We start from the raw sequence: 26,116 nt of genomic DNA, 5'->3' as shown, positions 1-26,116 counted from the left end.
CGGAGACCGGGGACATCGCGACATAAATCCTCCGCGCTTCCTGCCCAGCGGCGATCGCCGGAGGTCGTTCTGCAATAGAGGGCTCCCCCGCTTGCCGCGCAGCCCCATGTCGACTCGCCTCCTTCGCTCGCCCGCCGCCTCCTCCCCCGGTGCAGCCCCGTCGCCGCCGTCCGTCGCCATCGACCCGCGCGCGGGCGTCCGCCGGCGGCGCGCCCCGGGCCCGGCGCGGCGCCCGCGAGCGCTCGCCGCCGTCGGAGGGATCGTCGCGCTGCTCTCCGCGGCGCCCGCGTGCGAGTCGGCCGCCACCTCCTCGTCGCCGCGCCCGTCCGGGGCCGCGGACGCCCGGCTGGAGCTGCACGCCGACGACGCCGAGGTGTGGGCCTTCAGCGCGCGCATCCAGGGCGCCCTCGCCGGGCCGGGGACGCTGGAGGACTGCGCGATCCAGGTGGGCAGCGACGTCCACCCCGCCGCGATCGAGCAGCAGCGGCGCTTCGCGGCGGACGTGCCGCTGCTCGAGGGCGAGAACGAGATCGCCGCGCGCTGCCGCGCGACGGGCGCGGGCGAGCTGGCCACGCCGCCCGTCACCTACCGCGTCCGGCTGGAGGACGCGCCCCGGGCCCGCGCCCGCGCGGCGCGGGCCGGCGACCGGCTCGTCCTCGACGCCACGGGCAGCGAGCCGAGCGAGCGCTCGCGCGCCGAGCTCGTCGCCTTCGCGTGGTCCCGGCCGCGCGGCGACGGGACCGCCGAGCGCCTCGGGCAGGGAGCCCGCATCGAGGTGCCGGCGCCGGACGCCGCCGGGCGCGCCATGATCGAGCTCACGGTGCGCGACGCGCGCGGCCGCAGCGACACCGCGCGCGTCGCGCCGCCGTTCGATGCGCCCCCGGGCGCGAGCGCGCCGTCGTGGCTCGACGACGCCGTCCTCTACGGCGTCGTGCCGCCCTTCTTCGGCGATCCCCCGCTCCGGAGCGTCCGCGCCGCCCTCCCCGCGCTCGAGCGGCTCGGCGTCACGGCGCTGTGGCTGTCTCCGATCTTCGCCGCGCCCGAGGGCGACTTCGGGTACGCCGTCACGGACTACCTCAGCGTGCGCCCCGACTACGGAACGGAGCAGGACCTGCGCGAGCTCGTGGACGACGCGCACCGGCGCGGCCTGCGCGTGCTGCTCGACCTCGTGCCGAACCACACCTCGGTCGAGCACCCGTATTTCCAGCAAGCCGAGCGGCAGCGGACCCGCGCCCACACCTTCGCGTTCTACGATCGCGACGCCGGCGGGGAGCCCACCCATTACTTCGACTGGGAGCACCTGCCGAACCTCAACTACGACAACGCCGAGGTGGCGCGCTGGATGCTCGAGGTGTCGCTGCGCTGGGTGAAGCGCTTCGGTATCGACGGCTACCGCGTCGACGCCGCGTGGGGCGTCCAGGAGCGGCGGAGCGAGCTCTGGTCGTCGTGGGCCGCCGAGCTCCGGCGCGTGCGCCCGGATCTCGCGCTGATCGCCGAGGCCTCGGCGCGCGATCCGTACTACCTGCAGAGCGGGTTCGACGCGGCGTACGACTGGACCGAGGAGCTCGGGCGGTGGGCGTGGAGCGACGTGTTCGGCGCGCCGCGCGGCATCGCGGCCCGGCTGGGCGCGGCGCTGTCCGCCACCGCGGCGCGCGCCGCGCGCCCCGAGCGCACGCTGAGGTTCATCAACAACAACGACACCGGGGCCCGCTTCATCACGCGCCACGGGCCGGGTCTCACGCGCGTCGCCGCGGCGGCGCTGCTGACGCTGCCGGGCATCCCGTGCGTCTACGCGTTCGACGAGCTCGGCGCCGAGTACGAGCCTTACGGCGGCCTCGCCCCGGTCCCGCGGCCGCCGCGCGGGCCGCTGACCCGGCACTACGAGCGGCTGATCCGGCTCAGGCGCTCCCTCGCGGCGCTCCGGTCGCCGGGGCTCCGCGTCGTGCACGCCGGCCAGGACGACGAGGTCTTCGCCTACGTCAGGCACGGCGACGACGCGTCGAGCTTCGCGCTCGTCGCCCTGAATTTCAGCGAGCGACCGGCGAGGAAGCGGCTCGCCGTCCCGGAGCCGTTCGCCGGCCACGCGCGCGGCGGCCTGCGCGACGCCCTGGGCGGCGCCGGCGCGCACCTCCACGCGGGCTCCGTCGCGCTGGACCTCGGGCCCTGGGACGCCCGCGTCCTCGTGCCGCGCTAGATCGAGCCCCGCGCGGCGGCGCGGGCGATGTGCCCGCCGCCGTCATCTGTTATAGCGGACAAACATCCAACGTTTGGTCTGGCAGCGAGGCGGCCTGGCTGGGGCGCTTGCTGCCTTGATGGTTGCAGAATCAACCACAAGAAGCTCGGCACACCCGTGCGCGGCGCTCCGCGTCGTCGCGACGTGAGGAGGATCACTCATGGCTCAGGAGCAATGGTCAGCTGTCGATCGTTACATCACCGATCTGCTCGTGCCGCCCGACGCCGCGCTGGACGCGGCGCTCGAGGCGAGCGCCGCGGCCGGCCTGCCGCCGATCAACGTCGCGCCGAACCAGGGCAAGCTGCTGAATCTCCTGGCGCGGATCCATGGGGCGCGGACCATCCTGGAGATCGGCACGCTCGGGGGGTACAGCACCATCTGGCTCGCGCGGGCGCTGCCCGAAGGCGGCCGCTTGATCACGCTGGAGTCGGAGCCGAAGCACGCCGAGGTCGCCCGCGCGAACCTCGATCGCGCCGGGGTGGCCGACCGCGTCGAGCTGCGGCTCGGGCGGGCGCTCGACACGCTGCCGAAGCTCGCCGCGGAGGGCCGCGGCCCGTTCGACCTCATCTTCATCGACGCCGACAAGCCGAGCAACCCCGACTACTTCGCGTGGGCGCTCAAGCTCTCTCGCCGCGGCAGCGTCATCGTGGTCGACAACGTCGTGCGCAGAGGGGCGGTGGTCGACCCCGGGAGCGCCGATCCCAACGTCCAGGGGGTGCGCCGCCTCTACGAGCTGCTCGCCGCCGAGCGGCGCGTGAGCGCGACGGCGATCCAGACGGTGGGCGCCAAGGGCTACGACGGCCTCGCCGTCGCCCTCGTCACCGCCGACCCGTGATCGCAGCGGCCGGGCGGCCTGCCGGGCGCTCCCCGCGCCGGAGGACAAAAAAACAGAGCGCCCGCTCGACGGTGGGGGGGGGAAACCGTCACGGGCGCTCTGCCCTGCATCTCTAGCAGGACGCGGGCCAGGGGCTCGCCGTACGCCTTTCGAGCGTTTACCCATCGGGTTTCCCCCGAGGCTTTCGATCCTGAGATCGCTGCGTGCAAAGGTGGCAGATGCTCCGCTCCCCGACGGGCACCGGAGGCCGGTACCGATCGGCGAGCCGCGCCGCCTGCGCGGCGGGCGCGACGTCGACCGCGCGGCCGGCGGCCGGAGGTGATCGGCGTTCTGGCCGGGCCCGCCTGGAGAGCGCCCGGTGTCAGGACGCCGACGGGGCGCGCTCGACGCTGGTCGCGTAGGCGATCCCCGCGTGGAGCGTTCCGCGCATCACGATGTTGCCCCACGGGACATCCAGCTTGACCAGGGTCTTGGCCACCTCGGGGCGCAGGCCGGTGAGGACGACCCGGGCCCCGAGCAGCCCCACGGCCTTCGCCGCGTTGACGAGGACCGACGCCACGTGCGAGTCGATGAGGCTCACCCCGGTGACATCAAGGATGGCCACGCTCGCCTGGTGCCGGCTGAGGCCCTCCAGCAGCGTGGAGAGCACCTGATCCGCGCGCTGCGCGTCGACGAGACCGACGAGCGGCATCACCACGACCTTGTCGGTGATCGGGATCAGCGGGGTCGACAGGTCCCGGAGCCGCTTCGACTGCTCCTGGATCACGAGCTCGGCCTCCTTACGCTCGGTGATGTCGATCTCCATCCCGACCATGCGCAGCGGCTTCCCGCTCGCGTCGCGGGCGACGATCCTGGCCCGGTCGATGTTCCAACGATACTTCCCGCTCTTCATCCGGACGCGGGTCTCGCACTGGTAGCTCGGGTATCTCCCCTCGATGTAGCCGTACGCGGTGTCCAGCACGCGCGGCAGATCGTCCGGATGGACCAGCTTCGCCCAGGCGTCGATGTGAGGCTCGATCTCCCCGGGAGCGTACCCGAGCGATTCGCACCACCGGTCGCTGTAGTGGACGTGGTTGGTCTCGATGTTCCACTCCCAGTAGCCCTCGGGCAGCATCTCGAGCACGTACTTCAGCTGCGCCTCCGCCTCGCTGCGCGCCTGCGCGAGCCGCTGCCGCTCGGTGACATCGTGATGGGTGAGCAGCGCTCCGGGTCCGCCGCCGGTCGGGAGCGCGCTCGCGACCAGCTCGAAATGGAGCGGGGGCGCCGCGCGGTCGCACGCGTACTCCAGGGTGAACGACCGCGATCGAGCGGCCAGGACGTCGCGCACCCCTCGCGCGAGGACCGCGCCGATCTCCGCGCCGCGGACCTCCGCGCAGCACGTCAGGTAGTCGCTCCCGATCCCGAAACGACCGCCCGCGAGCGCCTGCTCCGCGCTCACCTGCGACCATGCCGCGTTCACGGCCGCGAGGTGCCCTTCATGATCCAGGATGGCCGCAGGTTCCCTGAGCGAGCTCAGGAGCGCTTCGGGCGAGACGACGGGCATGGATTCCCCTCTTGCGTCGTGGCGCCCCCGCAGGTCCACAGGTGACGCCGTCCATGGTTGGTACAGCGATCCTACCAGAGCCTCTGCTCCGGAGATCGCCCTTCTACGCCTGAATGCTGGATGCGCCCGCCCGGTCGCGTGATTCAGGAGTGATAGATACAACAGTCGTTCCAAACATCGATGAGCTCGGTGGCTATTGTCCCGAGTTCATCGTGGCCATCCCTCGCGCGTCGTTGGAGACATGGTGTCGAGGTCGCCGGCGCGCGCTCAGCCGGGCGTGGCGATCTCGTCGTAGCCGCGGCCGGTGAACTGAAGCAGGCAGACGCCGTGGCCGAACGGATCGGCCAGGCGGAGCATGCGCCCCCACGCGAACACCTCGATGTCGGTTTCGGGGACCGCGCCCGCCTCTTGCGCCCGGCGCGCGGCGGCCTCGAGATCGTCGACGACGAAATCGAGGTGGACCGGCGTCCAGTGACGACGGTAGTCGCGCGGGGGCGCGCCCATCGCAGGCGCGCTGCCGGCCGGCTTCTCCAGGAGGTAGATCGGCGCGGCCGCGCCGAGGAGCTCGACGAAAGCGCCGCCGAAGCGCCGCCCCACGCGCAATCCCAACGCGCGGGTGTAGAACGAGATGGCTGGCTCGATCGCCGGCACGTCGATGTTGATGAGCAGGTCGGACATGCGATCACTCTAGGGACGGGGCGCGCCGCGGCGCAATGCGGGCGGCGCGCCAGACGGCGGCCGGCACCGCGCGCGCCGCGGCCCCAGGCGCATTGACGGCCCTCGAGGAGGAGCGTAGTGCTGAGCCCGCATGACGCGGCGAGCTCGTTCTCTCGCGACGCTCGTGGATGCACGGAGGCGAGGGTGTCCGTCGCGACGGTGATCGTCTCTGCGCTGCTGGCCGCCAGCGCGCTCTACTGGCTCGCCGGCGTGGCGACGGTCGTCGTCACCGCGCGCGTGCTGCGCCGGCTGTCCGAGGTCCACGTCCCAGATCGGCGGGCATGGCCGAAGATCTCCGTGATCATCCCGGCGTGCGACGAGGCGGAGACCCTCGAAGGTGCGATGGAGGCCAAGCTCCGCGACGATTACCCGAATATCGAGTTCGTCCTCGTGGAGGACCGGTCGACCGACGCGACCGCGCAGATCGTCGACCGCATTGCGGCCCGGGACGGGCGCATCGTCGCGATCCACATCGAGGAGCTCCCCGAGGGATGGCTCGGCAAGCTGCACGCGCTCGAGCGCGGGGCGCAGGGGGCGAGCGGCGAATGGCTGCTCTTCAGCGACGCCGATGCGCACTTCGAGAGAGGCACGCTGCGGCGGGCCATCGCCGCGTGCGAGCGCGACGGCATCGATCACCTGGCCGTCATCCCGGATTTCTGGCCGGTGAGCCTGCTGCTCGATGCGGTCATCACGATGTTCGTGCGGATCATGTGCCTCGGCGGGCGGCTGTGGGCGATCGAAGATCCGGCGTCGAAGGCCGCGATCGGCTCTGGCGCGTTCAACCTGGTCCGGCGCGAGGCGTACGACCGCTGCCCCGGGTTCCGCCAGATTCGCCTCGAGGTCGCCGACGACGTCGCGCTCGGGCAGATCCTCAAGCGATCTGGCGCGAGGAGCCGCGCGATGAGCGGCCGGGGCGCGGTCGGCTTGCGGTTCTATGGCTCGCTCGGGGAGATGGCGCGCGGGTCGGAGAAGAACGGGTACGCGGTGCTCGGCAGGTGCTCGCTGCCGCGCGTGGTCGTCGCCTGCGCGGCGCTGCTCTCCCTGGAGCTCGCGCCGCTCCTCGGGCTCCTGCCGTGGGCGCCGGCGTGGCTCCGCGGGCTCGGCCTGTGCGCGGCCGGGCTCGCGTTCGCGGCGTCCATCGGCGTCGCGCGGTGGTCCGGGCGCCGCGTGCTCCCGGCGCTGCTCTGGCCCGTGGGAACTGCGCTCTTCGTCGCGATGATGCTGCGCGCCGGCTGGCTCGGCTTCCGCCGCGGGGGGATCGTCTGGCGAGGCACGCTCTATCCCTCGGAGACGCTGCGCGCGGGGATGCGGCTCGACATCATGCCTTAGCGGTAGAGAGGAGGCCTCGCATCGCGGCGGCTCCGCGTGCATGAATGCCCTCGCCTTCCGCTCGCTCACGGCCACCGATCCGCTGCGCATCCTCGGGGCGATCGATCTCGACGGGTGCTGGTTGGAAGGGTCGCAGCCGGCGGCGAGGCTCGCCGACGAGCTCGGCGGGCAGCTCGCGGAGCTCGGGGTCGATCCGGTGAAGGGCGGCGACCCGCGGGTGATGAAGGCGCTGGACGAGCTCCTACTGGCGCGTGCGCTCGCCGACGGTCAGGACGACGCGGCAGCCGGCGCGCTCGCCGCTGCGGACCTCGAAGGCGTGGCCGCCGTCGCCGGCCAGGGCCCAGTGGTGGAGCGTGAGCGGGCCGCAGCGCTGCGCCGGCGGGTCGAGCAACGCCGTGTTGCCGTGGACCGCGAAGGTCCAGGTGCAGCCGTCGCCGTCGGTCGCGGCAACGCTGTGCGCTCCGGTGCGCTCGATCGCGATGCTGCCGGCCTGGGGCTCGTAGCTCGGCGGCAGCGGGTTGCCCTCGGCGTCGGCGCAAGCGACGGTGGCGACGTTGGTGCGGGTGAGCGGATCGGACGGGGCGTAAGCCCACGCGCCGACGAACGCCGCGGCGGGGTCGTCGTCGGCGTCGGGGTCGACCCAGGTGCGCTTGCCGGCGGCGAGCACGAAGTCGCAGTCGGGGCCGCCGGGGCGGTGGCTGATGGCGTCGACGACCTCGGCGGCGCCGGCGCCGTCGCGGGCCAGGGTCCAGCTCGTGATGGTGTAGCTGGACCCGATGACCGGGTTGTTGCAGGTCGCCTCCGCCGATGCGAAGGTCGCGTGCTCACCGTCGGCGTCGTGGAAGGTCCACGAGCAACCCTGATCGGTGCGGCCGGCGAGCGTCTTTTCGCCGTCGCGGGTCAGCACCAGAGCGCCGATTTGCGGGATGTCGAGCTCCACCGCGGGGGCGCCGCCCTGGGCCGGACAGGACACGTGAGCCAGGTTGGTGCCGCTGGCGCGGTCGGGCAGGTCGTAGTTCCAGGTGCCCTCGAAGCCCGACGGCGGCGAGGATTCATTGCAGGCGGAGAACAGCGGGACGAGAACGAGCAAGGTGAGGTTGCGCATGGTCCCGGCAAGACCACGCAGCTGAGCGTCGTGTGACATCCGGGCCGATGTCACATCCGCGCCGGCCGCGCTGTCCCAGGATCGAGGCAAGCCAACGACCATGAAACCCGACGCCGAGATCCACCGCCCCTTCCTGTTCGCGATCGCGTACCGCATGCTCGGCAGCGGGGCCGACGCCGAGGACGTGGTGCAGGACGCTTACATCCGGTACCTGGCCGTACCCGAGACCGAGGTAGCGTCGCCGAAGGCCCTGCTCGGCACCATCGTCACGCGGCTCTGCCTCAATCTGCTGGGCTCGGCGCGCCGCCGGCGCGAGACCTACATCGGCAGCTGGCTGCCCGAGCCGATCTGGAGCGAGGTCGACGCGCTCGACGCCTCGTCACCCTTGGACCGCTGGCAGTCGGTGTCAGTGGCGTTTCTGGTGGTGCTGGAGCAGCTCTCGCCGCTCGAGCGCGCGGTCTTCGTCCTGCACGAGCTGTTCGACTACGATTATGCCGAGATCGGGCGGATCGTCGAGCGCACGCCCGCCGCCTGCCGCCAGCTCGGGTCTCGCGCCCGCGAGCACCTCGAACGGCAGCGACCGCGGTTCCCGCCCACCCCCGAGGCCCACCGCGAGCTGGTCGCGCGCTTCGCCCACAGCGTGGGCTCGGGCGACCTGCGCGGGCTGATCGACCTGCTCGCCGAGGACGTCGTGCTCGACGCCGACGGCGGCGGCCGATTTCCCGGCGCCGTGCTGGCGCCGTTGCGCGGCCGCGAGGCGGTGGCGCGATTCGTCGCCTCGACCAAGCGGCTTCCGGCCGGCCCCTTCGACGCGGCGATCGGCGACATCAACGGTGAGCCGGCGCTCCTCTTGCGCGACCGCACGAACGCGGCGATCCGCGTCGTCATCACGCTCGAGATCGACGGGGGCGTGGTGCGCGCCATCCGGGCGATGGCCAATCCCGACAAGCTGCGGTGGCTCAACGCCAGCCGCGATCGGTGATCGGACGACCTCTCGCAGGGGCAGCTGCGCGCCTGAGATCGCCCCGCCCCAGCGCCAGCAGCGCCAGCAAACGTTGCGCCGCGCGCGCCGCATCCACACCATGGAGTTGCCCGCCTCGCGGCCGAGCTCGGACCGCTCCTCCTGGGCCCATCGCCGCCGAGCCTGAGGGCGCGCGGGCGCGCCTCGCTCGACCCGCGGCGCGCCCGTCGTCGCCGGCCTGCGCGCTTCAGCGCAGGACGCGCGTCTCCCGAGCCGCCGAGAGCGCCGCGCCGCCGGCCCACGGCTCCACCCGGTCTCCCAGCGAGGCGCGCACCTTCGCGACCTCATCCTTCGTAATGGCGGGCGCGCTGTTTCCCCAGCTCGATCGGACATAGGTGAGCACCAGCGCGATCTCCTCGTCCGACAGGTTCACGCCGAAGTTGGGCATCACGTCGTTGTACTGCGCGCCGTTCACCTCCATCGGCCCGGCGGCGCCGAGCAGCGTGATCCGGATCGGCGTCTCCTTGTCCTCGAGCAGCCATGACGCGCCGACGAGGGGCGGATACCGGCCAGGCTTCCCCTCCCCCCTCGCCTGATGACACCCGGTGCACGAGCGGTAATAGATCTTGCCCCCCTGGGCGAGGTCCTCGTCCGCGACGCCGGAGGCCGCGTCGCCGCGCCCCTGGGCCCGGGTCTCCAGCTTCCGCAGCACCATCCACGGCAGCGCGAGCACGCCGAAGGCCACGATCAGCATGATCACCACGACGTGCGCGGTGTTCTGCGCTCCGTCTCGAGCGTCATCGCGCTTGCCTGCTTCACCCACGGGGCACTCCTCCGCCGCAGATGAAGCGCAGGCGATCCGCGCCGTCAAGGATCCGCCCGGCGGGGCGCGCCGGCGCCGGCGCGGCGCCCAGGAAAACTGGGTCTCCATGGATCCGCGTGTCGGGATCGACGTCGGCCGGGAGCTCGGGGCGCATGGTTACGACGAGAAACCCTGGTTCCTGGAGGCATGGCGCGAGGTCGAGGCGTTCCTGGAGGGCTTCCGGCCGGCGCTCGTGGTGCTCGAGAGCGGCGCGGATTGCCTCGGCGGCGACCCGCTCGCGCGCCTCCTGCTCACGCCCGCGTCCCTGCGCCACGCCCTGGCGCGCCTCTGCGCCCTCGCGGACCGGTACGCCGGCAGCCGGCTCCTCGCGTTCGGCGCCGGCTACGACAAGACCAACCTCACGGCGGGGTGGTGCGCCGTGGTCGAGTCGCTCCTCGGCATCTCGGGATCGACGAGCCGGTAGCTCCGCCCCTCGCGACCAGCTCCGTGCGTCCACAATTCCCCGGCGAGGCGATTCCGCGGCGGCCGACCCCTCGGCGGCCGCTGACCCGGACGCAAAGAAGGGGCGTATGGCATCGAGCGAAAAACCAAGCGCTGTGGCCCAGGCCGAGCGACATCGTCCACGTAGACCATTGGGGCCATGGGCTCAGGGTGCCCAGGTGGCCCGGATCTTTCACCGGAGATGCCGGCAGGCAGACCAGAGGCCCAGCAGTTCCTGAGGTACGGGCTTTCGCTGAAATCAGATGGGCGGGCAGGCGGCGAGCCATGGTTTTTATCTGCCATGACGCCGCGGCACTCCACCGCCGCGGTGAGGCCACGACGAAGCGCCCTGCAAGAAAGGACTGGCGCGCCGCCCTAGTGACGGAGGCCCGCGACGCATCGGTCGGTATCGGCCTGCACTTGGTGCATGATTTGAGCAGCGGCCGCAGCTTCACCGATCCCTACAAGAACTGGGGCGATTCCAACCCCCTCCTGGGCGCTGCACGGAGCTGGGCACTACGCCGTCGCGGCCGCCACAGAGACGCCCGCGCCGGCGCTCTCGCTCCTCGCCGCGGCGGCGCGCGGCGCCCTCTTGCGGGTGACGCTGCGCTTGCCGTCGATGCTGACGGGCACGTCGCCGTCGACCGTCACCCGGCGCACCACGCGGAGCTGATCGCCGTAGTCGTTGATCGCGTAGTGCTGGGTCGCGCGGTTGTCCCAGATGGCCACGTCGCCCGCGGCCCAGCGCCAGCGGACGGTGTTCTCGAGCCGCGTGACGTGGTCCTGGAGCACCTGGAAGAGGTGCGCCGAGTCGAACGACGAGACGCCGAGGAGCTTCTTGACGAAGTGGCCGAGCAGGAGCGAGCGCTCCCCCGTCTCCGGGTGGACGCGCACCACGGGGTGCTCGGTCTCGTACACGGTCGACGTGAACACCTCGATATACCGCCGCTCGTCGTCCGCCGACGCCTGCGGCTTTCGCGCCTGGTAGTCGTACTCGTTGCTGTGGACCGCCCACAGCTTGTCCGCCAGCTCGCGCAGCGCCGGCGGCAGATCCTGATACGCGGCGACCGTGTTGGCCCAGACGGTGTCGCCGCCGTACGCCGGGATCACGAGCGCCCGGAGGATCGACGCCTTCGGGTACGCGTCGACGAACGTGACGTCGGTGTGCCAGGAGTTCGCCCGGCCGCCGTAGCGCGAGTCGAGCTCATGGATGTAGGAGGTGCCCTGGACGACGGGCACCGTCGGGTGCGCGACGGGCGCGCCGTCGAAGATCGCGGTGAGCTTCTCCTGGGAGGCGTCGTCGAGGTGGTGCTGGTTGCGGAAGAAGATCACCTTGTAACGCAGCCAGGCCTTCCGGATCTCGGCCACCGTCGCGGCGTCGAGATCGGCGGAGAGGCGCACGCCGCGCACCTCGGCGCCGATCCGGCCGGCGACGGGCACGATCTCGAGGACGTTGCTGCCATTGCTGCTCTGGTTCGTCGTGGCGCTCATGCGGAGTTTTCCTTGTGGTTGTGTCAGCCGAAAAGCATCGTGGGAGGGCGTCGCGCTCGGGTGCCGGCGGACCGGCGCTCGGGTCAGTGCGACGCCGGCTTGTGCGCGATCGCGAACAGCCGCTTGCCCTCGAGGCGGATCCCCTCGGGCGTCCGGAAGGCTTCGAGCTCGCGCTTGATGTCCTCGACGGCCTGGACGCGCAGCGACTCCGGCAGGTGGCCGAGGAAGTTGCCGAACGAGCTCGCCTGCGAGAAGGCGATGGCGGCGCTCGCGTCCGGCTGGTGATTCACGTTCTCCTGGGCCTCGATCTTCTGCACGGAGAAGCCGGCCCCGCCGAGCAGGCCGGCGAGCTCCTCGGCCGTCACCCAGTGCGGCGTGCCGGCCAGCGACTCCGGGTAGCGCGCGTAGGGCTCGCGCGAGAGCACCTGCCGCTTGATGGCCTGCAGCCGGTTCGGCTGGTCCTTCGCGCCCGTGGTGAGCCCGACGCGCCCGCCCGGCTTGAGCAGCCGGTGGATCTGCCGCAGCGGCTCGGTCTTCTCGGGGAGCCAGTGGAAGACGGCGTTGAGGTACACGACATCGAAGCTGCCCGACGCGAGCCCGTCCAGCGCGTAGGCGTTGCCGACCTGGAACGAGAGGTTCGCCCTCGCCTTGCGCTGGGCGATCTCCACGCGCAGCGGCAGCGGGTCGATCCCGAGCACCCGGCCCGTCGGCCCGACGATGCCCGCCACGTGCTCCGCGAGCAGCCCGGTGCCGCTCCCGATATCGAGCACGCGCTCGCCCGCGCGAACGCCGAGCTCGGCGATCAGCCGCTGGCCGTGGCGGAACTGCCGCTCGGCGCTCCGTACCTCGTAGTCCTGTGCGAGCTGCGGCGTATCGAAGACGAGACTGAGTCCACTCATGCGAAGGCTCCGGGAAAGGGAGGGTTGCCGGGCGCTCTCGGCGGGGCGACGCGCCCGTCCACCCCCGGCGGCGATCGCACATCGCACGCGCCGTGCCAGGCGTTTCCTCGCGCTCTCGCGGGCCCCCACCCGCCCGGTGCTGCCCCGCGAGCACGCCGCCAGCACCTCGTGCTGCGCAGGCGACACCTCGCCCGCCGCGAGCGCGCGCCGCCAGCGCGCGAGCGCGCAGCGGACAGACCACAACCGTACATCCACCCTGGACCGTTTCGCGCCTGAAGGCGCGCCGTACAGCAGCAGTGGACACTCGAAGGTTCATTTTTTCACTGGAGCTCCCTTTCGGTATCAGGCGTCATCGAACGAGCTCTGCTCGGCGCACTTCATCGGTCGGCACGTGCACGTTCACATGGCCGGATGACGCGCGCGGGGCGATGCGACGCGGCGCGGAGCCCGTGAATCCACGTTCCCCCGCGCTCCATTCCTGTGGCACCATGAGCGCATGCTTCATGATGTCGTGAGGAAAGGTTCTGTCGCCGGCGCGCTGCTGGTGGCGATGGGGTGTAGCTCGGGCGGCGGCGATCCGCCGCCCGGGGGCCAGGCGGGGGGGCCGGGCGTGTCGACGCCCGAGGTCGACGCCGGGCCGGACGGCTCGGGGGAGCCGGCGTGTGTCGACTACGCGATGCCGACCGATGTGGACTGCGCGGCGCCGCTCGACGGCGTGCTGCCGGTGGACCTGCGCTGTACCGGCCTCTACGGGGACTTCGACAAGCGCGAGCTCGCGTGCGGCGTGCTCGAGTACAAGCCTGCGATGGAGCTCTGGAGCGACGGCGCCGCGAAGCGGCGCTTCGTCTCGATCCCGAAGGGGCAGCGGGTGGACGTGAGCAATCCGGACGCGTTCGTGTATCCCGAGGGGACGCAGTTCTGGAAGGAGTTCCGCGTGAAGGGCGCGGACGGCGCCCTGCGCATGGCCGAGACGCGCCTCCTGCGCAAGATGGCCGCCGGCTGGGTCTACACGAGCTATGTCTGGTCCGAGGACGAGCGGCAGGCGATCCAGATGCAGAACGACTTCGGCGTGCCCGATCTCTACGGCACCGGCCACATGGTGCCGACGCGCGATCAATGCAAGGAGTGCCACGTCGGGCGCGCCGACTTCGTCCTCGGCTGGGACGCGCTGATGCTCGGCCCGGGCGCCGAGGGGGTCACGCGCGAGTCGCTGGTCGCGCTCGGCGTGATCGACGACGCGAGCCCGCTCGCCCTGACGATCCCGGGCGACGAGGTGGAGCGCCAGGCGCTCGGCTACCTGCACGCGAACTGCGGCGTGAGCTGCCACAACGACCTGCCCGAGTCGGCGGCCCACGATACGGGCCTGTACCTGCGGCTCGAGGCGAGCGAGCTGGGCAGCGTGGCCGCGACGGACGCCGTGCGGACGGGCATGAACAAGCGCCCGGCGGAGAACGCGAAGTACGAGGGGCTGAAGAACCCGGACCCCGCGAACTGGTACGACATCCGTCCGGGGGATCCGTCGCGCAGCCTGCTCGTCGCCCGCCAGGAGCTCCGTGGCTTCGAGGGGCAGATGCCGCGCATCGCGACCCGCCAGGTCGACGACACCGGCCTGCAGCTGGTCACGCAGTGGATTCAAGGGATGACCGAGCCCAACTACCCCCCTCCCGGGCCGTAGGCCCCGCCGCCGCGCGGCCGGCGCGCGGCGGGCGCCCTTCCCCGGGTCAGCGCACCGGCCTCGGCAGCGCGGCGATGTGCTCCGATTTCTCCCACGTCCTGATGAACGTCTCGGCCGAGCGGTCGCGCAGCGCGCTCAGGTACTCCGGCCGCAGGCCGACCTCCTCGAGATCCCGGTGCAGCTGGGCGATGAGCCCGTGGTGCGCGTAGCCGCGGGTGTGAAAGTAAGCCCAGTCCTTCTCGTCTTGCGTGCTGTAGTGGCTCAGGTTCGGGTCGACCGACGGAATGCACGAATCGATGCTCGACAGGGGCTGCGCCAAGCAATTCAAACATTCATTCACGCCGCTACTCCGCTGCTGCAAGCACTGCTCGACGAGGTCGCCTTTGCACCAGTCGTCGCGCTCGGTGGTGTAGCCGAGCCGCGGGGCGACCCCCTGGCCGAGGCCCTGAAAGTCGCCGGCCCACGCGACGCGCATCCCCGCCATGTCGGCCGCATACGCCACGCTCTGGGCCAGCGACCGCGTCGAGCCGGCACAGGTGTTGTCGACGCCCGAGCCCGAGTAGCCGAGCGCGACGTCGCCGCCCGTGAAATGGCCCGCGAAGCCCTCGGTCTCGGCGATCCACCGCAAGGCGTCATCGCCCAGCTTACCCTCCCAGCCGGCGCTGCCGTCGGCGCTGACGCGCCGGGCGTAGACGTGGCTGGCGACGAGCGGGTAGCCGTAGCGCGCCGACGAGAGGTCGTGCACGTCCTCGACCGCCGCCTCGGAGATGTGCCCGATCTCGAGCAGCATGCCCTTATCCATCATGCGCTCGACGACCAGCCCGCCCTCGTAGGTCAGCCCGAGCGTGTTCATGTTCACCGCGACGGGCGCGTCGTAGATGGTCCAGTCGCTTCCGGCCATGACGTTGCCGCCCGGATAGTACTTGAAGCCGTTCCAGCCGACGGGGTCGTTGAGGCGTTCGGCGAGCTTGAGCGAGCAGAGCTCTTCGTAGCGCGTCGCGTACGAGGGCGAGCAGCCGATCTGGTTGCTCTGGTCGACGGCGAAGGGGTGCTCGGGGTCGGTCGCGAAGGGGTCATCCGGGTCGGTCTTGCACTGCACGTTGTGCAAAAAGCAGTTGAGAAACGACTGCTGCGCGGCAAATATGGGCGTGTAGATGGCCGTGCCGGCGATGCGCGTGTTGAGCGAGTGCGCGAGGAAGGCCGTGCGGGCCCCGAGGGCGTGGTAATAGTCGAGGCGATCGATCGGGTTTTCGTACGGGGACCACGTGTAATCGGCCTCGATGCCGATCACCATCGCCATCTTGTTCTCGTTGATGATGCGGCGGGCATCGGCCGCCGATTCGGCGATCTCGAGAAAGTCAGCGTGGTTTGCGGCGAACGCCCTCAAGAATCCGATCTGCCTGACGATGCTCTCGTTCGAGTCGGCCATGTCGCACTCGAACCCTTCATGCCGCTCGGGGTTGGTGCCCACGCCGCTCTTCACGAGCGAGCAGAGCGGGTAGTTCTCCACCGCGTGGGCCACGATGAGCTTGAGGCCGCCGTCGAGGGCGCGGCGCAGGTGGCCGTGCCAGTAGCGGGGGTGGGCGTTGGTGTCCCATTTGGGCCACTCGAGGTAGTCGCGCGCGGGGTCGCCGGTATAGCCGTCGGTTCGCTTGGGGTTGCATTCGCCGATCCCGCCGCCGTGGCAACAGACGTCGGCGCCCAGCTGGTGCCCCTGGCCGAACTCGCAGAGGCCGGCGACGCCGGCATGCGTGTCGTCCGAGCCGTCGCAGCTCCGCATCGCATAGGCCTCGTCGCCCTCGACCGAGCCCCAGAACCACTTGCCGCTGAAGGCGAGCTCGGAGGCGACGTGCTCGTGGGTCGCGGCGGCCCCGTACACCTCGTATCCCGTCGGCGGCACGTCGTCGAGGGTCACGTGTTCGATCGCGCCCTCGGTCAGGCGAACGCGGTCGATGTCGGGCGCGGTTCGGCCCCAGCTCGAGAAGGCGATGGTGTTCGGGCCGCCGTCGAGCTCGACGCGCAGCACCCGCGTGGTCGGCGTGTAAAAACTGCCGCCGGTGAAGGGCACGAACGCCGGCGACCCGCCGTTGACGCTCACCAGCGCTTCGCGCTCGTCGCCGAGCCAGTCGACCTCGAGCAGGTAGTGCCCGGCGGCCGGGGCCATGACATTCTCGAAGCGCAGCGACGAGCCCACGCCGATGCCCCGGACGACGGCGCCGCCCGAGCAGGCCGATGTGCAGCTGAATTCGTCGACGTAGACCCCCTCCAGGACGTTCGACGGCGCCTCGGCCTCGTAGACCGAGGGCAGCGCCCACGGCGGGGGCGGGGGCGAGCTCGCGACGGCGGAGACCTCGCCGGCGCTGAGGGCGCGGTCGTAGAAGAGCACCTCGTCGATCGAGCCCTCGAAGCCGTCCCACGACGGGTGGTTGCCGATGACGATGGGCCGGCTCGACGCCTGCGGCGTGCCGCTGGCGGGCTTCCACGCGGCGAGCACGCCGTCGACGTAGAGGGCGATCCGGGTGCCGTCGTACGACCCCGTGACGTGCGTCCACCGGCCCGCCACCGCCGGCGCGGCGACCGAGATCGGGTTGCCCCACTGCCCGCCGGGGAAGGTCACGGCGAACGTGAGCTTGTCGCCGAGGAACCACAGGCCCCACACGTCGGGCCCCCACCAGCGGTTCACGATCGCGCCCGGCCCCGAGGGCTTCACCCAGGCGGCGATCGTGAACCTGGGCGCGGCGAAGGCCGAGGCGTTCGAGACCTCGATCCGGCTGTCGGGCGCGCCGTCGAAGACGGCCCCCTGGTTGTAGCGCCCGTCGCCGCAGAGGGCGGTACCGTGGAGCTGGGCGTGGTGGGGCGTCGCGCCCTGGTCGGCGACCTGGCCCCCCGCGCAGGCGTCGAAGCTCCAGTGCCCGAACGGCTTGGGCGCGGACGCATTCTGCGCCGCGGCCGTCCTCGGATCGACCGCGGCCGCGAAGAGCGCGAGCGCGAGCGCCCGGGGTAAAACGATGACTGTTCGACGAACCATCTCAGCCTCCTTCGATACGAACCCGAGGACCACGAAGACCCGCCCCGACGCCGGCGCCGCCCGCCCCCCGCGCGCGACGCGCCCCGGCGCCGCCCTCACGCCATGACCACGCCCTTCGCGCTCGGCGCGGCCAGGGCGCGCCCGGCGGCCCCTTCGCGGCCCGTGCGCGGCGCCAGCTCGGGCCCGACCTGGGCAGGCGCAACCACGGGCAGGCCTATCGTGCGCCCGGGGCCCTCCGGCCATCCAGTGGCATGAGCCGCCACCGCGTTGTCATTTGACGCCATGGCCCCGTGGGCGCGACCATCGGGGCGTGAAACGAGGTGCGCCCGGGCCCGCCGATCGCCCCGCCCCGTACGCCGATTCGCCCCTCTATCGCTCGTTCGTCGTGCGCCCGGCGCTCTGGTGGGCGCAGGGGGCGGGCGCCGACGCGGTCGCGCTCGCCGCGCGCTTCGGCCTCGGGCCATCGGCGCTCGAGGACCGCATGAGCGAGATGCCGCTCGCCGCCTACCGCGACCTCGTCGACGCCTGCGCCGAGGCCGCGCGCGAGCCGTTCCTCGGCTTTCGCATCGCCACGTCGCTGCCGCGCGGCTACCTCGGCGTCTTCGAGCTGAGCGCCTCGTCGGCCCCCACCGCGGGCGAGGCCGCGGCCCGCTTCGTCAAATACCTGCCGCTCGTCAACAACGGGCTCTTGAGCGCCCGGCTCGATCGCCGGGACGGCGAGGTCATCGTGCGCCAGTGGATCGACGGCGAGCCCCTCGCGCAGGGCCGGCACGGCAACGAGTTCATCCTGACCGCGATGCTGCGCCAGTCGCGCGAGTTCACCGGCCGGCACGTCGTGCCCCGCCTCGTGCGCCTCGCCCACCCCCGCCCGCCCGACGTCGGCGAGCTCGAGCGCTGGTTCGGCGCGGAGCTCTGCTTCGACAGCGGCGAGAACGCGCTCGTCGTCAGCGAGGCGGTCATGGCCCTGCCCCAGGTGGCCGCCGACGGCGCCCTGCTCGAGGTGCTCGACCAGCACGCCGCGCGCATGCTCGACGAGCGCGCCCAGCGCCCCGACGACCTCCTCGCCCGGGTGCGCCGCAGCGTCCGCGAGAACCTGACCCACTCCGAGGCGCTCTTGCCGCGCGTCGCGTCGCTCCTGTCGTCGAGCCCGCGCACGCTCCAGCGCGAGCTGACCGCGCGCGGCACCTCGTTCCGGCGCGTGGTCGACGAGGTGCGGGCCGAGGCCGCCCGCGCCTACGCCGCCGAGGGCGAGCTCGGCGTCGGCGAGATGGCCTTCCTGCTCGGGTACGCCGACACGCCGAGCTTCGTCCGCGCCTTCCGCCGCTGGACGGGCCAGACCGTCGGCGACTACCGGCGCGACGCCCCCCCCGCCGCCCCGCCGCGCTGAAGCTCGGCGCGTCAGCGGACGTGGATGTCCGGCTTCGGCACGGGGGCCATCCCCTCCCCGATGTGGAAGCTCGGGTGAGGCGGCTGGTTGTAGGCGCCGTTTTGCCACGAGATGGCCACGCGGTACTGCGGATCGTGCATCAGCGTGTGGATCCGGTTCTTCGCGACCTGGTTCGTCGTGAAGATGCGAATCGCGTCGCCGCAGCGGAAGATCACCTCCTCGCGCCAGTCGCCCAGGATGTCGGCGCTGAGCGTCGGGTTGCTCTTCGTGCCGTTGTTCGCGGCGCACCCGTTCGCCGTGAGGCCCTCGCCCTCGCCGTCGTACTGCTGGACCTTGTTGCCGTCGAGGAGCTCCCGGCTGAGATCCGCGTCCCACCAGAGGAGGAAGTTGGACGACGAGGGGCGGCTCCCGGCGGCGCCTCCGTCCGCGCCGCGCAGGAGCTGGCTGTTATTGACCCACGCCTCGCTCCCGGGGCTCCGCGGATCGACGTCCGCCGCGACGCCCCGGCCCGGGCCCTCCTCGCCGCCGTTGTCCGGCCCCTTCCAGATCACCTGGCACGTGCGGGCGTCGCGCATCGCGTACGCGGGCGACTCCCCGCCCTCGTACGGCATGAACACCTCGAGGCCGGGGCGCGACGGGATGTGATCCGTCACGTGCAGCGCGTCGCCGTGCGCGTAGTAGTCCACCGTGCAGAGGCCCTTGCCGTCGTTGTCGAACGTCGCGCCGCCGTTGATGATCTCCTGCTGCGGGTCGTCGTCCACGTTCGCCACGCTGATGGAATGGGCGCCCTTGCCGCCGTACGCCCCGTTGTCGCGGCTCGAGCTGGAGTCGAACGTCCAGAGGTTCGTGAGCGCGCCGTCGCGGTAGTTCCAGGCCGAGAGCGTGGTGCGCGCGTAGTAGCCCCGGCCGAACACCGCGCTCGGCCGGCCGGTGTCGTCGAGGAACGCGATCGTGCCGACGAAGCGGTCGACCCGGTTGCCGTAACACTCGTTGTTGCCCCAGCTGCACGGGTCGCCGCGCCCCACCTTGAACTCGGTCGTGGCGAGCTCGGCGCCGGTCTCTCCGGCGAAGACGGTGAGATACTCCGGGCCGGTGAGGATGTACCCGTCGTTGTTGCGGTAATCCTTCGAATCGTCGTCGGTGGCCGCGGGCCCCAGGCCGAGCGGCTGGCCCCTGCCGTCGCGCGTCCCCGGCGCGGTCTTGACCGCCACCTCCGCCTTCCCGTCGCCGTCGAGATCGTAGACGAGGAACGGCGAATAGTGCGCCCCGGCCCGGATGTTCACGCCGAGATCGATGCGCCACAGCCGCTTGCCTTCGAGCGTGTACGCGTCCAGGTAGGTCTTGCCGGTGCGGCCAGCCTTCGAGTTGTCCTGGAGGTTCGACGGATCCCACTTGACGACGATCTCGTATCGCCCGTCGCCGTCCAGGTCTCCCACGCTGCCGTCGCCGCTCGAGTACGTGTAGCCGTCCCCGGCGGGGGGCGCCATCGTGGGGATGGACAGGGATCCATCCTTCCACACGGGCGCCGCCTCCGACTCGCCTTGCTCGACGCCGCCGACGACCGGACGCACGGTGTAGACCGAGCTCGGGGAGCCGCCGCGGTCGACGAAGTTCGTGGAGTCCGTGATCGGCGCGTCGTTGACCTTGGTGCCGTCGCGGTAGACGTTGAAGGCGATGTCGTCGGGGTCGTAGCCGAACAGGCGAAAGCCCACGTAGATGCCGCCGTTCGTGGGAACGGCCACGACGCCGCGGTCGAGGTTCTCCATCTGCGCGAACCCGGTCGGCGCGGGCACGCCCCCGCCGCCGCCCGAGCCGGTGCCTGCGCCCGCGCCGCCGCTGCCCGACGCAGGGCCGCCGCCGGAAGCCGTGCCGGTCGCGTTGCCGCCGGAGGCCGTGCCGGTCGCGCCGCCGCCGGAGGCCGTGCCGGTCGCGCCGGAGCCCGTGCCGGCCGCGTTGCCGCCGCCCGTGCCGGGGTCGCCGCCGCCGTCGCCGCCAGCGCCGGTTTCGCCTGAACCGCAGGCCACGAGCCCAGAAGCGAGCGAGAAACAGATCAAGAGAACAGGGCGCCTCATAAGCGTACCTCGCGTTGCCGCTCCTCCGCCGGTCGGCGGCTCGCCTCCCGGACCGTGAGCGGACGGTGATCGGATCGCTCGCCTAGGTTGCGACACCCGCGCAGAACCAGTCACCCTCAGCGCGCAGGCCGTGCGTTTTGTCGATGGACTGGAATTTTGAACGCGCCCAGGGAGGGCGCGTCGTTCGAGCCGGCGGGATCGCCGATCCAGCCGGCAAAGCGCTCTCGCGGCAGGAGAGGCGCGCGGCGGCGCGGCCTCAGCCCCGGCGCGCGGCCTCGAGGACGCGGAACGTCTGGTCGACCTCGGCGCCGGGCTTGCGCCGGCTCCCCCACCCGACCGCGGCCCGGTAGCTGCCGAGGAGCCCGGACGCCGAGAGCTGCTCCTCGTCGACCTGGACCGGCCGCTCGGCCTCCGGCGCCACGTAGAGCGCGTCCACCGGGCAATAGGCCTCGCACATGAAGCACGTCTGGCAGTCGCGCTGCCGGGCGATCACCGGCGCGCCGCCCGGGACGCGATCGAACACGTTGGTGGGGCAGACCTCGACGCAGAGATCGCACCCGATGCACCGGGCATCGCTGACGAGCTCGATCATGGCGCGTGCGCCTCCGCCGCGGCCGGGCTGACCGATGCGGTCGGCGGCGACTCGGGGCGCACCCACACGCGATCGAGCCCGCCGGTGATCAGCCGCCGCTGCTGCGCCGGATCGAGCCCCGGGTGGTCCTTGTGCTTGTGCATCCCGCGCGTCTCGGTGCGCGCGCGCGCCGCGTTGAACATCCAGCGCGCCGTGGCCACCATGGCCGCGCCCTCGCGCGCCCGCACGACCTCGCGCACCTCCGCCCCCGGCCGGCCCTGCCGCACGTCGCGCCAGAGCGCGTCGAGCCGGTCGAGCGAGACCGCGAGCCCCCGCTCGGTGCGGAACAGGTTCTTGTCGTACGGGAACACCTCGTCCTGCACCGACCGGATCACCGCCTCCGCGTCGAGCTGCCGCGTCCCGCCCGCCGCCGGGAGCGCCGCGCCGCCGGCCCCCCGGGCGGCCCGCTGGCCGGCGCGGGCGCCGAGGCTGCGCGCGAACGCGGCGGCGCCCTCGCCGGCCCACTGCCCCGACGAGATGGCCCACGCGGCGTTGTGGCTGCCGCCGCCCGTGAAGCCGCCGCAGATGAGCTCTCGCGTGGCGGCGTCCCCGGCGGCGTAGAGCCCCGGCGTCGACGTGGCGCAACTGTGGCTGGTGATGCGGATGCCGCCGGTGCCGCGCACGGTGCCCTCGAGCCGCAGCGTGACGGGGAACCGCTGCCGGAACGGGTCGATGCCGGCGCGGTCGAAGGGCAGGAAGAAGTTCGGCTGGGCCTTGCGCATCCAGGCCTCCAGCGCCTCGTCGGCCTTGTCGAGCTGGGCGTAGACCGGCTGCGTGAGCAGGGTCTCCGCGATCACGGAGCGGCCGCGCTGCGAGCCGGCGCCCTCGATGACGCGCCCGTCCTCGTAATAGAAGGTCGCCCAGTTGTAGAAGAGGGTCTTCGTGACCGACGCGAAGGCCGGGGCGATGGCGTAGGCGTTCGAGAACTCCATCCCCGACATCTCGGCGCCCGTCTCGGCGGCCATGAGGCCGCCGTCGCCCGTGAGCACGTTGGTGCCGAGGGCCTTGCTGAGGAACGCGCAGCCGCCGGTGGCGATGACCACGGCCCCGGCCTTCACCACCCAGCGCTGCCCGAGCTGCCGGCAGACGCCGGCCGCGCCGGCGACCACGCCGTCGGCGTCGACGAGGAGCTCGAGCGCGGGGCTGTGATCGAGGATGCGGACGCCCGCGAGCTTCACCTGCTTGCGCATGAGCCGCATGTACTCGGGCCCTTGCAGGCTGCGGCGGACGGGCTGCCCGCCGTCGTCGACCGGAAACGGATATCCCCAGGTCGCGAGGTCGTTCACGCTGGACCACGTCCGGTCGAGCACGCGGTCCATCCAGCCCCGGTCGGCGAGGTGGCCACCGAGCCCTTCCCGGCTGGCCTTGGCGGCCTCGCGCGCCTCGGGGGCCGGGGGCACGTACCACACGCCCACCCCGGACGGCGCGGTGGCGCCGCTGCTGCCGCAGTACCCCTTGTCCGCGAGCACCACGCGCGCGCCCTGCGCCGCCGCGGCGAGCGCCGCCCACGTCCCGGCGGGCCCGCCGCCCAGCACCAGGACGTCGGCCTCCAGCGCCAGCGTGTCGCTCCCGTCGAGGACGCGCCCGACCTCTCCCTCTGGCTCCCGTACCTCGCTCATGATTGGACGACTCCCTTGCTCAGGTCAGCTGCTCTGCCGAACGCTCGGCCGAGCGCCCGACCCATCGCTCGGCCCACCGCGCTTGCGGAGGCTCGGCCGTTCTCCTTGGATTGCAGCCGACATGCCATGGCCCGTTTTTCCGCTGCGATCTCGCGGGCGGCGCCCTCGCGTTGCTGGCGGCGCACCAGGGCCTGCTGCTCGGGTGCTGCTCCTCGCGCACCGGCGCGCCGCGCGCGAGGCCGACGCCCGGGCTACTGCAGCCGGAACCCCATCGCGGAGAGGGCCGCCCGCAGCCGGTCGCGCCCGCGCAGCGCCTGGGCCGACGCGACGCGCGCGGCCGAGTGGCGGCTCCAGCTGCCCTGCACGCCCATGCGCTCTTTGGCGTAGAAGCGCTCCATGAGCTGGTCGTAGCCGTCGATCGCGCCGACCTTGCGCTCGAACGCGCCGTACTGCTCGTGGTGCAGGACGACCTCCTGCGGGAGCCGCGGCTTGATGCTCGCCGGGGCCGCCGGGTCGGGCCAGCCGACGCACAGGCCGAAGGTCGCGAACACCTGGTCGGGCAGCCCGAGCTCGGCCGCGACCGCCTCCGGGTGGTTCCGCAGCGCGCCGATGTAGACCGTGCCGAGGCCGATCGACTCGGCCGCGACGAGCGCGTTCTGGGCGGCGAGCGCCGCGTCGACCACGGCCATCACGAACATCTCGAGATAGTCGAGCCCCTCGTGGCCCACGCCGCGGTGCTCGGCGAGATCGCCGAGGCGCCGCAGATCGGCGAGCCAGACCAGGAACAGCCCGCAGTCGCGCACGTGCGCCTGGCCGCCGGCGAGCTCCGCGAGGCGCCGCCGCCGCTCGGCGTCCTGCACCGAGAGCACGCTCCAGAGCTGGAGGTTGGAGGAGCTCGGCGCCGACTGCGCGGCCGCCACGAGGAGCTCGAGCGTGCCCTCCGGGAGCGGCTCCGGAAGATAACGGCGCACCGAGCGGTGCCCGAGCAGGCTCTCGATCACCTCGTTCCACTGCGCGAAGCGGGGCGCCGCCCCCTCGCCGCCGTATCGCTCGCCAAAATGCTCCAGGGCGCGGTTGCTCATCGATCGTGCTCCTTCCTGTCCGTCGGTCGCTGAAGGCGCGCTCGCGGCCCGCGAGGAGAATCCCAGCCACGACGCGGCGGCGCCCAGCGACTGCCGGCGAGCCCGGCGGCGCTGCCGCGAGGCGCGACGCTCGTGGCCTCGGGACCAGCCAGACTCATCCAATAAAACGGATGATTATTCCGTTGTAACAGACATGTCAACGGTTTCACGGTGGGCCGCTTGCGGTCGGCCGGCCCTGGCACCACGCCAGATTGATGGAAATTTCCGCTGTAGCTCTAGCAGGGTTGAGCCTCGCCGTGCTTGCGGCGGGGTGTGGCAAGGAGGAACGTGCGCTCGCGGAGGAGCGCCCGGCGGAGCCGGCCGAGGTCGCCGCGCCGGAGGCGGCGGATCCGCCGCTCGTGGCGACCGAGATGGCCGTACCCGGCGATCTGCCGGCGTTCGTGGTCACCGGGCGCGGCGGCGCGTGCCCGCGGATGGTGTTCCTCCACGGCATGTGCGGGCACGGGCTCGGCTACGTGCAGGCCATGCAGGGGGCGGCGCGCGAGCACGGCGGGGTGCTCGGGCTCCAGGGCGACGTGCCCTGCGGCGGCGGGCCGTTCAGCAAGTACTCGCCCAACCCGGAGGAGCAGGACCGGCGCATCCGGAGCGCGCTCGCGGCGTGCGGCGGCGAGGCCGAGGATCTCGTGGTCATCGGTTACTCGCAGGGGGCGTACATCGCGGAGCGGCTCGCGGAGCGCTGGCCGGAGCGATACTCGCGGCTCGTGCTGATCGGCGCGCCCACGACGCCCGCCGCCGCGCGCCTCCGGGACATCCGGGGGGCGGTGATGATCAGCGGCGAGCACGACGCGAAGTACCGCATGAAGGAGGGCGCTGGCGGCCTCATGGCGGCGAAGATCCCGGCGGTCTATCGGGAGATGCCGGGCGCGCGCCACGGGGAGATGCCGGAGGCCGAGCGGGTGATGGATGAGGCGCTCGACTGGCTCGACGCGAACGCGCGGCCGCGCCCCTGACGCGGGCCCGGGCGCGCGTGCTATGGAGCTCGCGCCCATGGTCGAGCGCGCGTCCTCCGCCGGGGCGCCGCGGGAGGTGAGCGCCGCGCTGGCGCCCGCCGATCCGTTCGGCGCCCTCAACCAGGCCTTCCTCGACGCGTACGCCGCGCGCCGGGAGGCGGTCCTCGCCAGCATCGAGCCGATCATCGCCCAGATCGACGACAGCCTCATCCTGAGGCGCGGCGGCCGGCGGTTCGAGGGCCCGGCGCGCACCCGGCGTTACCACGAGCTCAAGGTGGTCGCGCACGCCCCGCTCGCCGTCCACGCGCTGCTCTCGGGCCGGCGCGGCGCGCTCGACGGCGAGGCGCGCGGCCGGCTGGCCGAGCTCCGGCAGCGCATCGCCGCGGCCGCGGCCGACCTCGACGGCCGCGGCTTCACCCCGGAGCAGCTCGCCCGCCAGCGCCGGATCCTGGGCGCGTCGCTCGCGCTCCTCGACGAGGCGAGCGCGGCGGGCGGCGTCGCGCCCGAGGCGCTGTCCGCGTTCACCCGCGCGCAGACGCGGGATGTGCTGCTCAACGCCGAGGACGCGGCGCGCGACCAGATCGAGACGATGCACGCCACGGTTGAGGCCTGGAAGCGGGACATGACGGCCGACGAGCGCGAGCGGCTCCGGGCCGTGGTTGCGGTCTCGCACATGGCGCGCCCGGGGAACGTGGCCGCGCAGTACTTCTCGATCACGCTGGGCGAAACCTGGCAGGGCCGCTTCGACCAGGAGGATCTCCGGCCGGGGAAGCGCGTGCTGACCGCCGAGGCGACGTTCGACGAGGCGGAGGCGTTCGCGCTCCTCGCGACGCACGCGCTCGACGCCGGGGTGGCCACGCGGTTCTTCGGCGAGGAGACCCGGCTCTCGCGCGACATCCTGGCCGACGCGGCGGAGCGGATCCTCGCGGGGATGTTTCACAAGGAGCCGGCGCCGCCGGGGCAGGCTGGCGCGGGAGGGTGACCGGCGGGGTGAGGAGAGCTGCTGGCTGCCGTCTGCCCTCTCCCGTCTGCCCTCTCCCGTCTGCCGTCTGCCCTCTCCCGTCTGCCCTCTGCCCTCTCCCGTCTGCCCTCTGCCCTCTCCCGTCTGCCGTCTTCGTGCGCGTGCGCGTGCGCGTGCGCGCTGATTCCGGGGAATCGCGCACGCGCACGCGCACGAAGATCGCGCACGCGCACGC

At 72.5% G+C, this 26,116-nt stretch carries 20 protein-coding genes; 9 read left to right on the top strand and 11 right to left on the bottom strand.

Translation table 11 applies throughout. The annotated features are described in order from the left end of the window. Window positions 1-106: 106 nt before the first annotated feature. Both WME83_RS18415 and WME83_RS18410 read left to right on the top strand, forming a co-directional pair. A complete protein-coding gene (locus tag WME83_RS18415) occupies window positions 107-2,194 on the top strand; it encodes an alpha-amylase family glycosyl hydrolase (RefSeq protein ID WP_437320583.1) in 2,088 nt (695 codons plus the stop codon). 199 nt (window positions 2,195-2,393) lie between these two features. Beyond that, window positions 2,394-3,068, top strand: coding sequence for an O-methyltransferase (locus tag WME83_RS18410; protein ID WP_437320582.1), 675 nt, complete (start codon window positions 2,394-2,396; stop codon window positions 3,066-3,068). 361 nt (window positions 3,069-3,429) lie between these two features. On the opposite strand, the gene WME83_RS18405 is transcribed toward WME83_RS18410, so the two are convergent. Both WME83_RS18405 and WME83_RS18400 read right to left on the bottom strand, forming a co-directional pair. Continuing rightward, complete coding sequence (locus tag WME83_RS18405; protein WP_437320581.1) at window positions 3,430-4,611, bottom strand: PAS domain-containing protein; 1,182 nt, start codon at window positions 4,609-4,611, stop codon at window positions 3,430-3,432. 267 nt (window positions 4,612-4,878) lie between these two features. Further along, complete coding sequence (locus WME83_RS18400; RefSeq protein ID WP_437320580.1) at window positions 4,879-5,289, bottom strand: VOC family protein; 411 nt, start codon at window positions 5,287-5,289, stop codon at window positions 4,879-4,881. Between the two features lie 183 nt (window positions 5,290-5,472). Here WME83_RS18400 and WME83_RS18395 point away from each other — a divergent pair, with 183 nt between their 5' ends. After that, complete coding sequence (locus WME83_RS18395; RefSeq protein WP_437320579.1) at window positions 5,473-6,657, top strand: glycosyltransferase; 1,185 nt, start codon at window positions 5,473-5,475, stop codon at window positions 6,655-6,657. 241 nt (window positions 6,658-6,898) lie between these two features. Here WME83_RS18395 and WME83_RS18390 read toward each other — a convergent pair whose 3' ends face one another. Next, entirely contained in the window at window positions 6,899-7,762 is an 864-nt protein-coding gene (locus tag WME83_RS18390) for a hypothetical protein (protein ID WP_437320578.1), read from the bottom strand. A 100-nt stretch (window positions 7,763-7,862) separates the two neighbouring features. Between WME83_RS18390 and sigJ the strand changes: the two genes are divergently transcribed. Next, window positions 7,863-8,744: an RNA polymerase sigma factor SigJ gene (gene sigJ / locus WME83_RS18385; protein ID WP_437320577.1), complete on the top strand. Its 882-nt coding sequence runs from the start codon at window positions 7,863-7,865 to the stop codon at window positions 8,742-8,744. 226 nt (window positions 8,745-8,970) lie between these two features. On the opposite strand, the gene WME83_RS18380 is transcribed toward sigJ, so the two are convergent. Next, window positions 8,971-9,546 carry a c-type cytochrome gene (locus WME83_RS18380; RefSeq protein ID WP_437320576.1) on the bottom strand — a complete coding sequence of 192 codons (576 nt, stop codon included), beginning with the start codon at window positions 9,544-9,546 and terminating at the stop codon, window positions 8,971-8,973. Window positions 9,547-9,652: 106 nt separating this feature from the next. Between WME83_RS18380 and WME83_RS18375 the strand changes: the two genes are divergently transcribed. Further along, window positions 9,653-10,009, top strand: coding sequence for a hypothetical protein (locus WME83_RS18375; protein WP_437320575.1), 357 nt, complete (start codon window positions 9,653-9,655; stop codon window positions 10,007-10,009). A 533-nt stretch (window positions 10,010-10,542) separates the two neighbouring features. Here WME83_RS18375 and WME83_RS18370 read toward each other — a convergent pair. Beyond that, the gene (locus tag WME83_RS18370) at window positions 10,543-11,517 is read right to left on the bottom strand and encodes a TauD/TfdA dioxygenase family protein (RefSeq protein WP_437320574.1); all 975 of its coding nucleotides are present in this window, start codon (window positions 11,515-11,517) and stop codon (window positions 10,543-10,545) included. Between the two features lie 83 nt (window positions 11,518-11,600). After that, window positions 11,601-12,416: a class I SAM-dependent methyltransferase gene (locus WME83_RS18365; protein ID WP_437320573.1), complete on the bottom strand. Its 816-nt coding sequence runs from the start codon at window positions 12,414-12,416 to the stop codon at window positions 11,601-11,603. 511 nt (window positions 12,417-12,927) lie between these two features. Here WME83_RS18365 and WME83_RS18360 point away from each other — a divergent pair. After that, entirely contained in the window at window positions 12,928-14,091 is a 1,164-nt protein-coding gene (locus tag WME83_RS18360; RefSeq protein ID WP_437320572.1) for a hypothetical protein, read from the top strand. 46 nt (window positions 14,092-14,137) lie between these two features. On the opposite strand, the gene WME83_RS18355 is transcribed toward WME83_RS18360, so the two are convergent. Continuing rightward, window positions 14,138-17,119 (bottom strand): LamG-like jellyroll fold domain-containing protein, encoded by a 2,982-nt coding sequence (locus WME83_RS18355; RefSeq protein WP_437320571.1) that lies wholly within the window; start codon window positions 17,117-17,119, stop codon window positions 14,138-14,140. 310 nt (window positions 17,120-17,429) lie between these two features. Here WME83_RS18355 and WME83_RS18350 point away from each other — a divergent pair, with 310 nt between their 5' ends. Beyond that, window positions 17,430-18,506 (top strand): AraC family transcriptional regulator ligand-binding domain-containing protein, encoded by a 1,077-nt coding sequence (locus WME83_RS18350; protein WP_437320570.1) that lies wholly within the window; start codon window positions 17,430-17,432, stop codon window positions 18,504-18,506. Between the two features lie 11 nt (window positions 18,507-18,517). Here the strand turns inward: WME83_RS18350 and WME83_RS18345 are convergent, their stop codons facing one another. The 4 genes from WME83_RS18345 to WME83_RS18330 all read right to left on the bottom strand — a co-directional run bounded on the left by WME83_RS18345 (window position 18,518) and on the right by WME83_RS18330 (window position 23,910). After that, window positions 18,518-20,560, bottom strand: a complete 2,043-nt coding sequence (locus WME83_RS18345) for a rhamnogalacturonan lyase (RefSeq protein ID WP_437320569.1) — start codon at window positions 20,558-20,560, stop codon at window positions 18,518-18,520. A 274-nt stretch (window positions 20,561-20,834) separates the two neighbouring features. Beyond that, window positions 20,835-21,170, bottom strand: coding sequence for a 4Fe-4S binding protein (locus WME83_RS18340; protein ID WP_437320568.1), 336 nt, complete (start codon window positions 21,168-21,170; stop codon window positions 20,835-20,837). Next, window positions 21,167-22,828 carry an FAD-dependent oxidoreductase gene (locus tag WME83_RS18335; RefSeq protein WP_437320567.1) on the bottom strand — a complete coding sequence of 554 codons (1,662 nt, stop codon included), beginning with the start codon at window positions 22,826-22,828 and terminating at the stop codon, window positions 21,167-21,169. The genes WME83_RS18340 and WME83_RS18335 overlap by 4 nt, the downstream gene beginning before the upstream one ends. Before the next feature lie 251 nt (window positions 22,829-23,079). After that, complete coding sequence (locus tag WME83_RS18330; RefSeq protein ID WP_437320566.1) at window positions 23,080-23,910, bottom strand: NADPH-dependent oxidoreductase; 831 nt, start codon at window positions 23,908-23,910, stop codon at window positions 23,080-23,082. Between the two features lie 284 nt (window positions 23,911-24,194). Here WME83_RS18330 and WME83_RS18325 point away from each other — a divergent pair, with 284 nt between their 5' ends. Both WME83_RS18325 and WME83_RS18320 read left to right on the top strand, forming a co-directional pair. After that, window positions 24,195-24,920: an alpha/beta hydrolase gene (locus WME83_RS18325; RefSeq protein WP_437320565.1), complete on the top strand. Its 726-nt coding sequence runs from the start codon at window positions 24,195-24,197 to the stop codon at window positions 24,918-24,920. A 37-nt stretch (window positions 24,921-24,957) separates the two neighbouring features. Further along, the gene (locus tag WME83_RS18320; protein ID WP_437320564.1) at window positions 24,958-25,902 is read left to right on the top strand and encodes a hypothetical protein; all 945 of its coding nucleotides are present in this window, start codon (window positions 24,958-24,960) and stop codon (window positions 25,900-25,902) included. The last annotated feature ends 214 nt before the right edge of the window (window positions 25,903-26,116 follow it).

Source organism: Sorangium sp. So ce385 (assembly GCF_051474135.1).
Taxonomy (GTDB): Bacteria; Myxococcota_A; Polyangia; order Polyangiales; family Polyangiaceae; genus Sorangium; species Sorangium cellulosum_D.
The sequence above is the reverse complement of the archived record's forward strand: the minus strand, read 5'-3'. Positions and strand labels throughout refer to the sequence as shown.

Bases quoted from the DNA above. Each gene is read 5' to 3' on its own strand.
- WME83_RS18415 (WP_437320583.1), top strand. From the start codon at position 107: ATGTCGACTCGCCTCCTTCGCTCGCCCGCCGCCTCCTCCCCCGGTGCA.
- WME83_RS18410 (WP_437320582.1), top strand. From the start codon at position 2,394: ATGGCTCAGGAGCAATGGTCAGCTGTCGATCGTTACATCACCGATCTG.
- WME83_RS18405 (WP_437320581.1), bottom strand. From the start codon at position 4,611: ATGCCCGTCGTCTCGCCCGAAGCGCTCCTGAGCTCGCTCAGGGAACCT.
- WME83_RS18400 (WP_437320580.1), bottom strand. From the start codon at position 5,289: ATGTCCGACCTGCTCATCAACATCGACGTGCCGGCGATCGAGCCAGCC.
- WME83_RS18390 (WP_437320578.1), bottom strand. From the start codon at position 7,762: ATGCGCAACCTCACCTTGCTCGTTCTCGTCCCGCTGTTCTCCGCCTGC.
- sigJ (WP_437320577.1), top strand. From the start codon at position 7,863: ATGAAACCCGACGCCGAGATCCACCGCCCCTTCCTGTTCGCGATCGCG.
- WME83_RS18375 (WP_437320575.1), top strand. From the start codon at position 9,653: ATGGATCCGCGTGTCGGGATCGACGTCGGCCGGGAGCTCGGGGCGCAT.
- WME83_RS18370 (WP_437320574.1), bottom strand. From the start codon at position 11,517: ATGAGCGCCACGACGAACCAGAGCAGCAATGGCAGCAACGTCCTCGAG.
- WME83_RS18365 (WP_437320573.1), bottom strand. From the start codon at position 12,416: ATGAGTGGACTCAGTCTCGTCTTCGATACGCCGCAGCTCGCACAGGAC.
- WME83_RS18355 (WP_437320571.1), bottom strand. From the start codon at position 17,119: ATGGTTCGTCGAACAGTCATCGTTTTACCCCGGGCGCTCGCGCTCGCG.
- WME83_RS18340 (WP_437320568.1), bottom strand. From the start codon at position 21,170: ATGATCGAGCTCGTCAGCGATGCCCGGTGCATCGGGTGCGATCTCTGC.
- WME83_RS18335 (WP_437320567.1), bottom strand. From the start codon at position 22,828: ATGAGCGAGGTACGGGAGCCAGAGGGAGAGGTCGGGCGCGTCCTCGAC.
- WME83_RS18330 (WP_437320566.1), bottom strand. From the start codon at position 23,910: ATGAGCAACCGCGCCCTGGAGCATTTTGGCGAGCGATACGGCGGCGAG.
- WME83_RS18320 (WP_437320564.1), top strand. From the start codon at position 24,958: ATGGTCGAGCGCGCGTCCTCCGCCGGGGCGCCGCGGGAGGTGAGCGCC.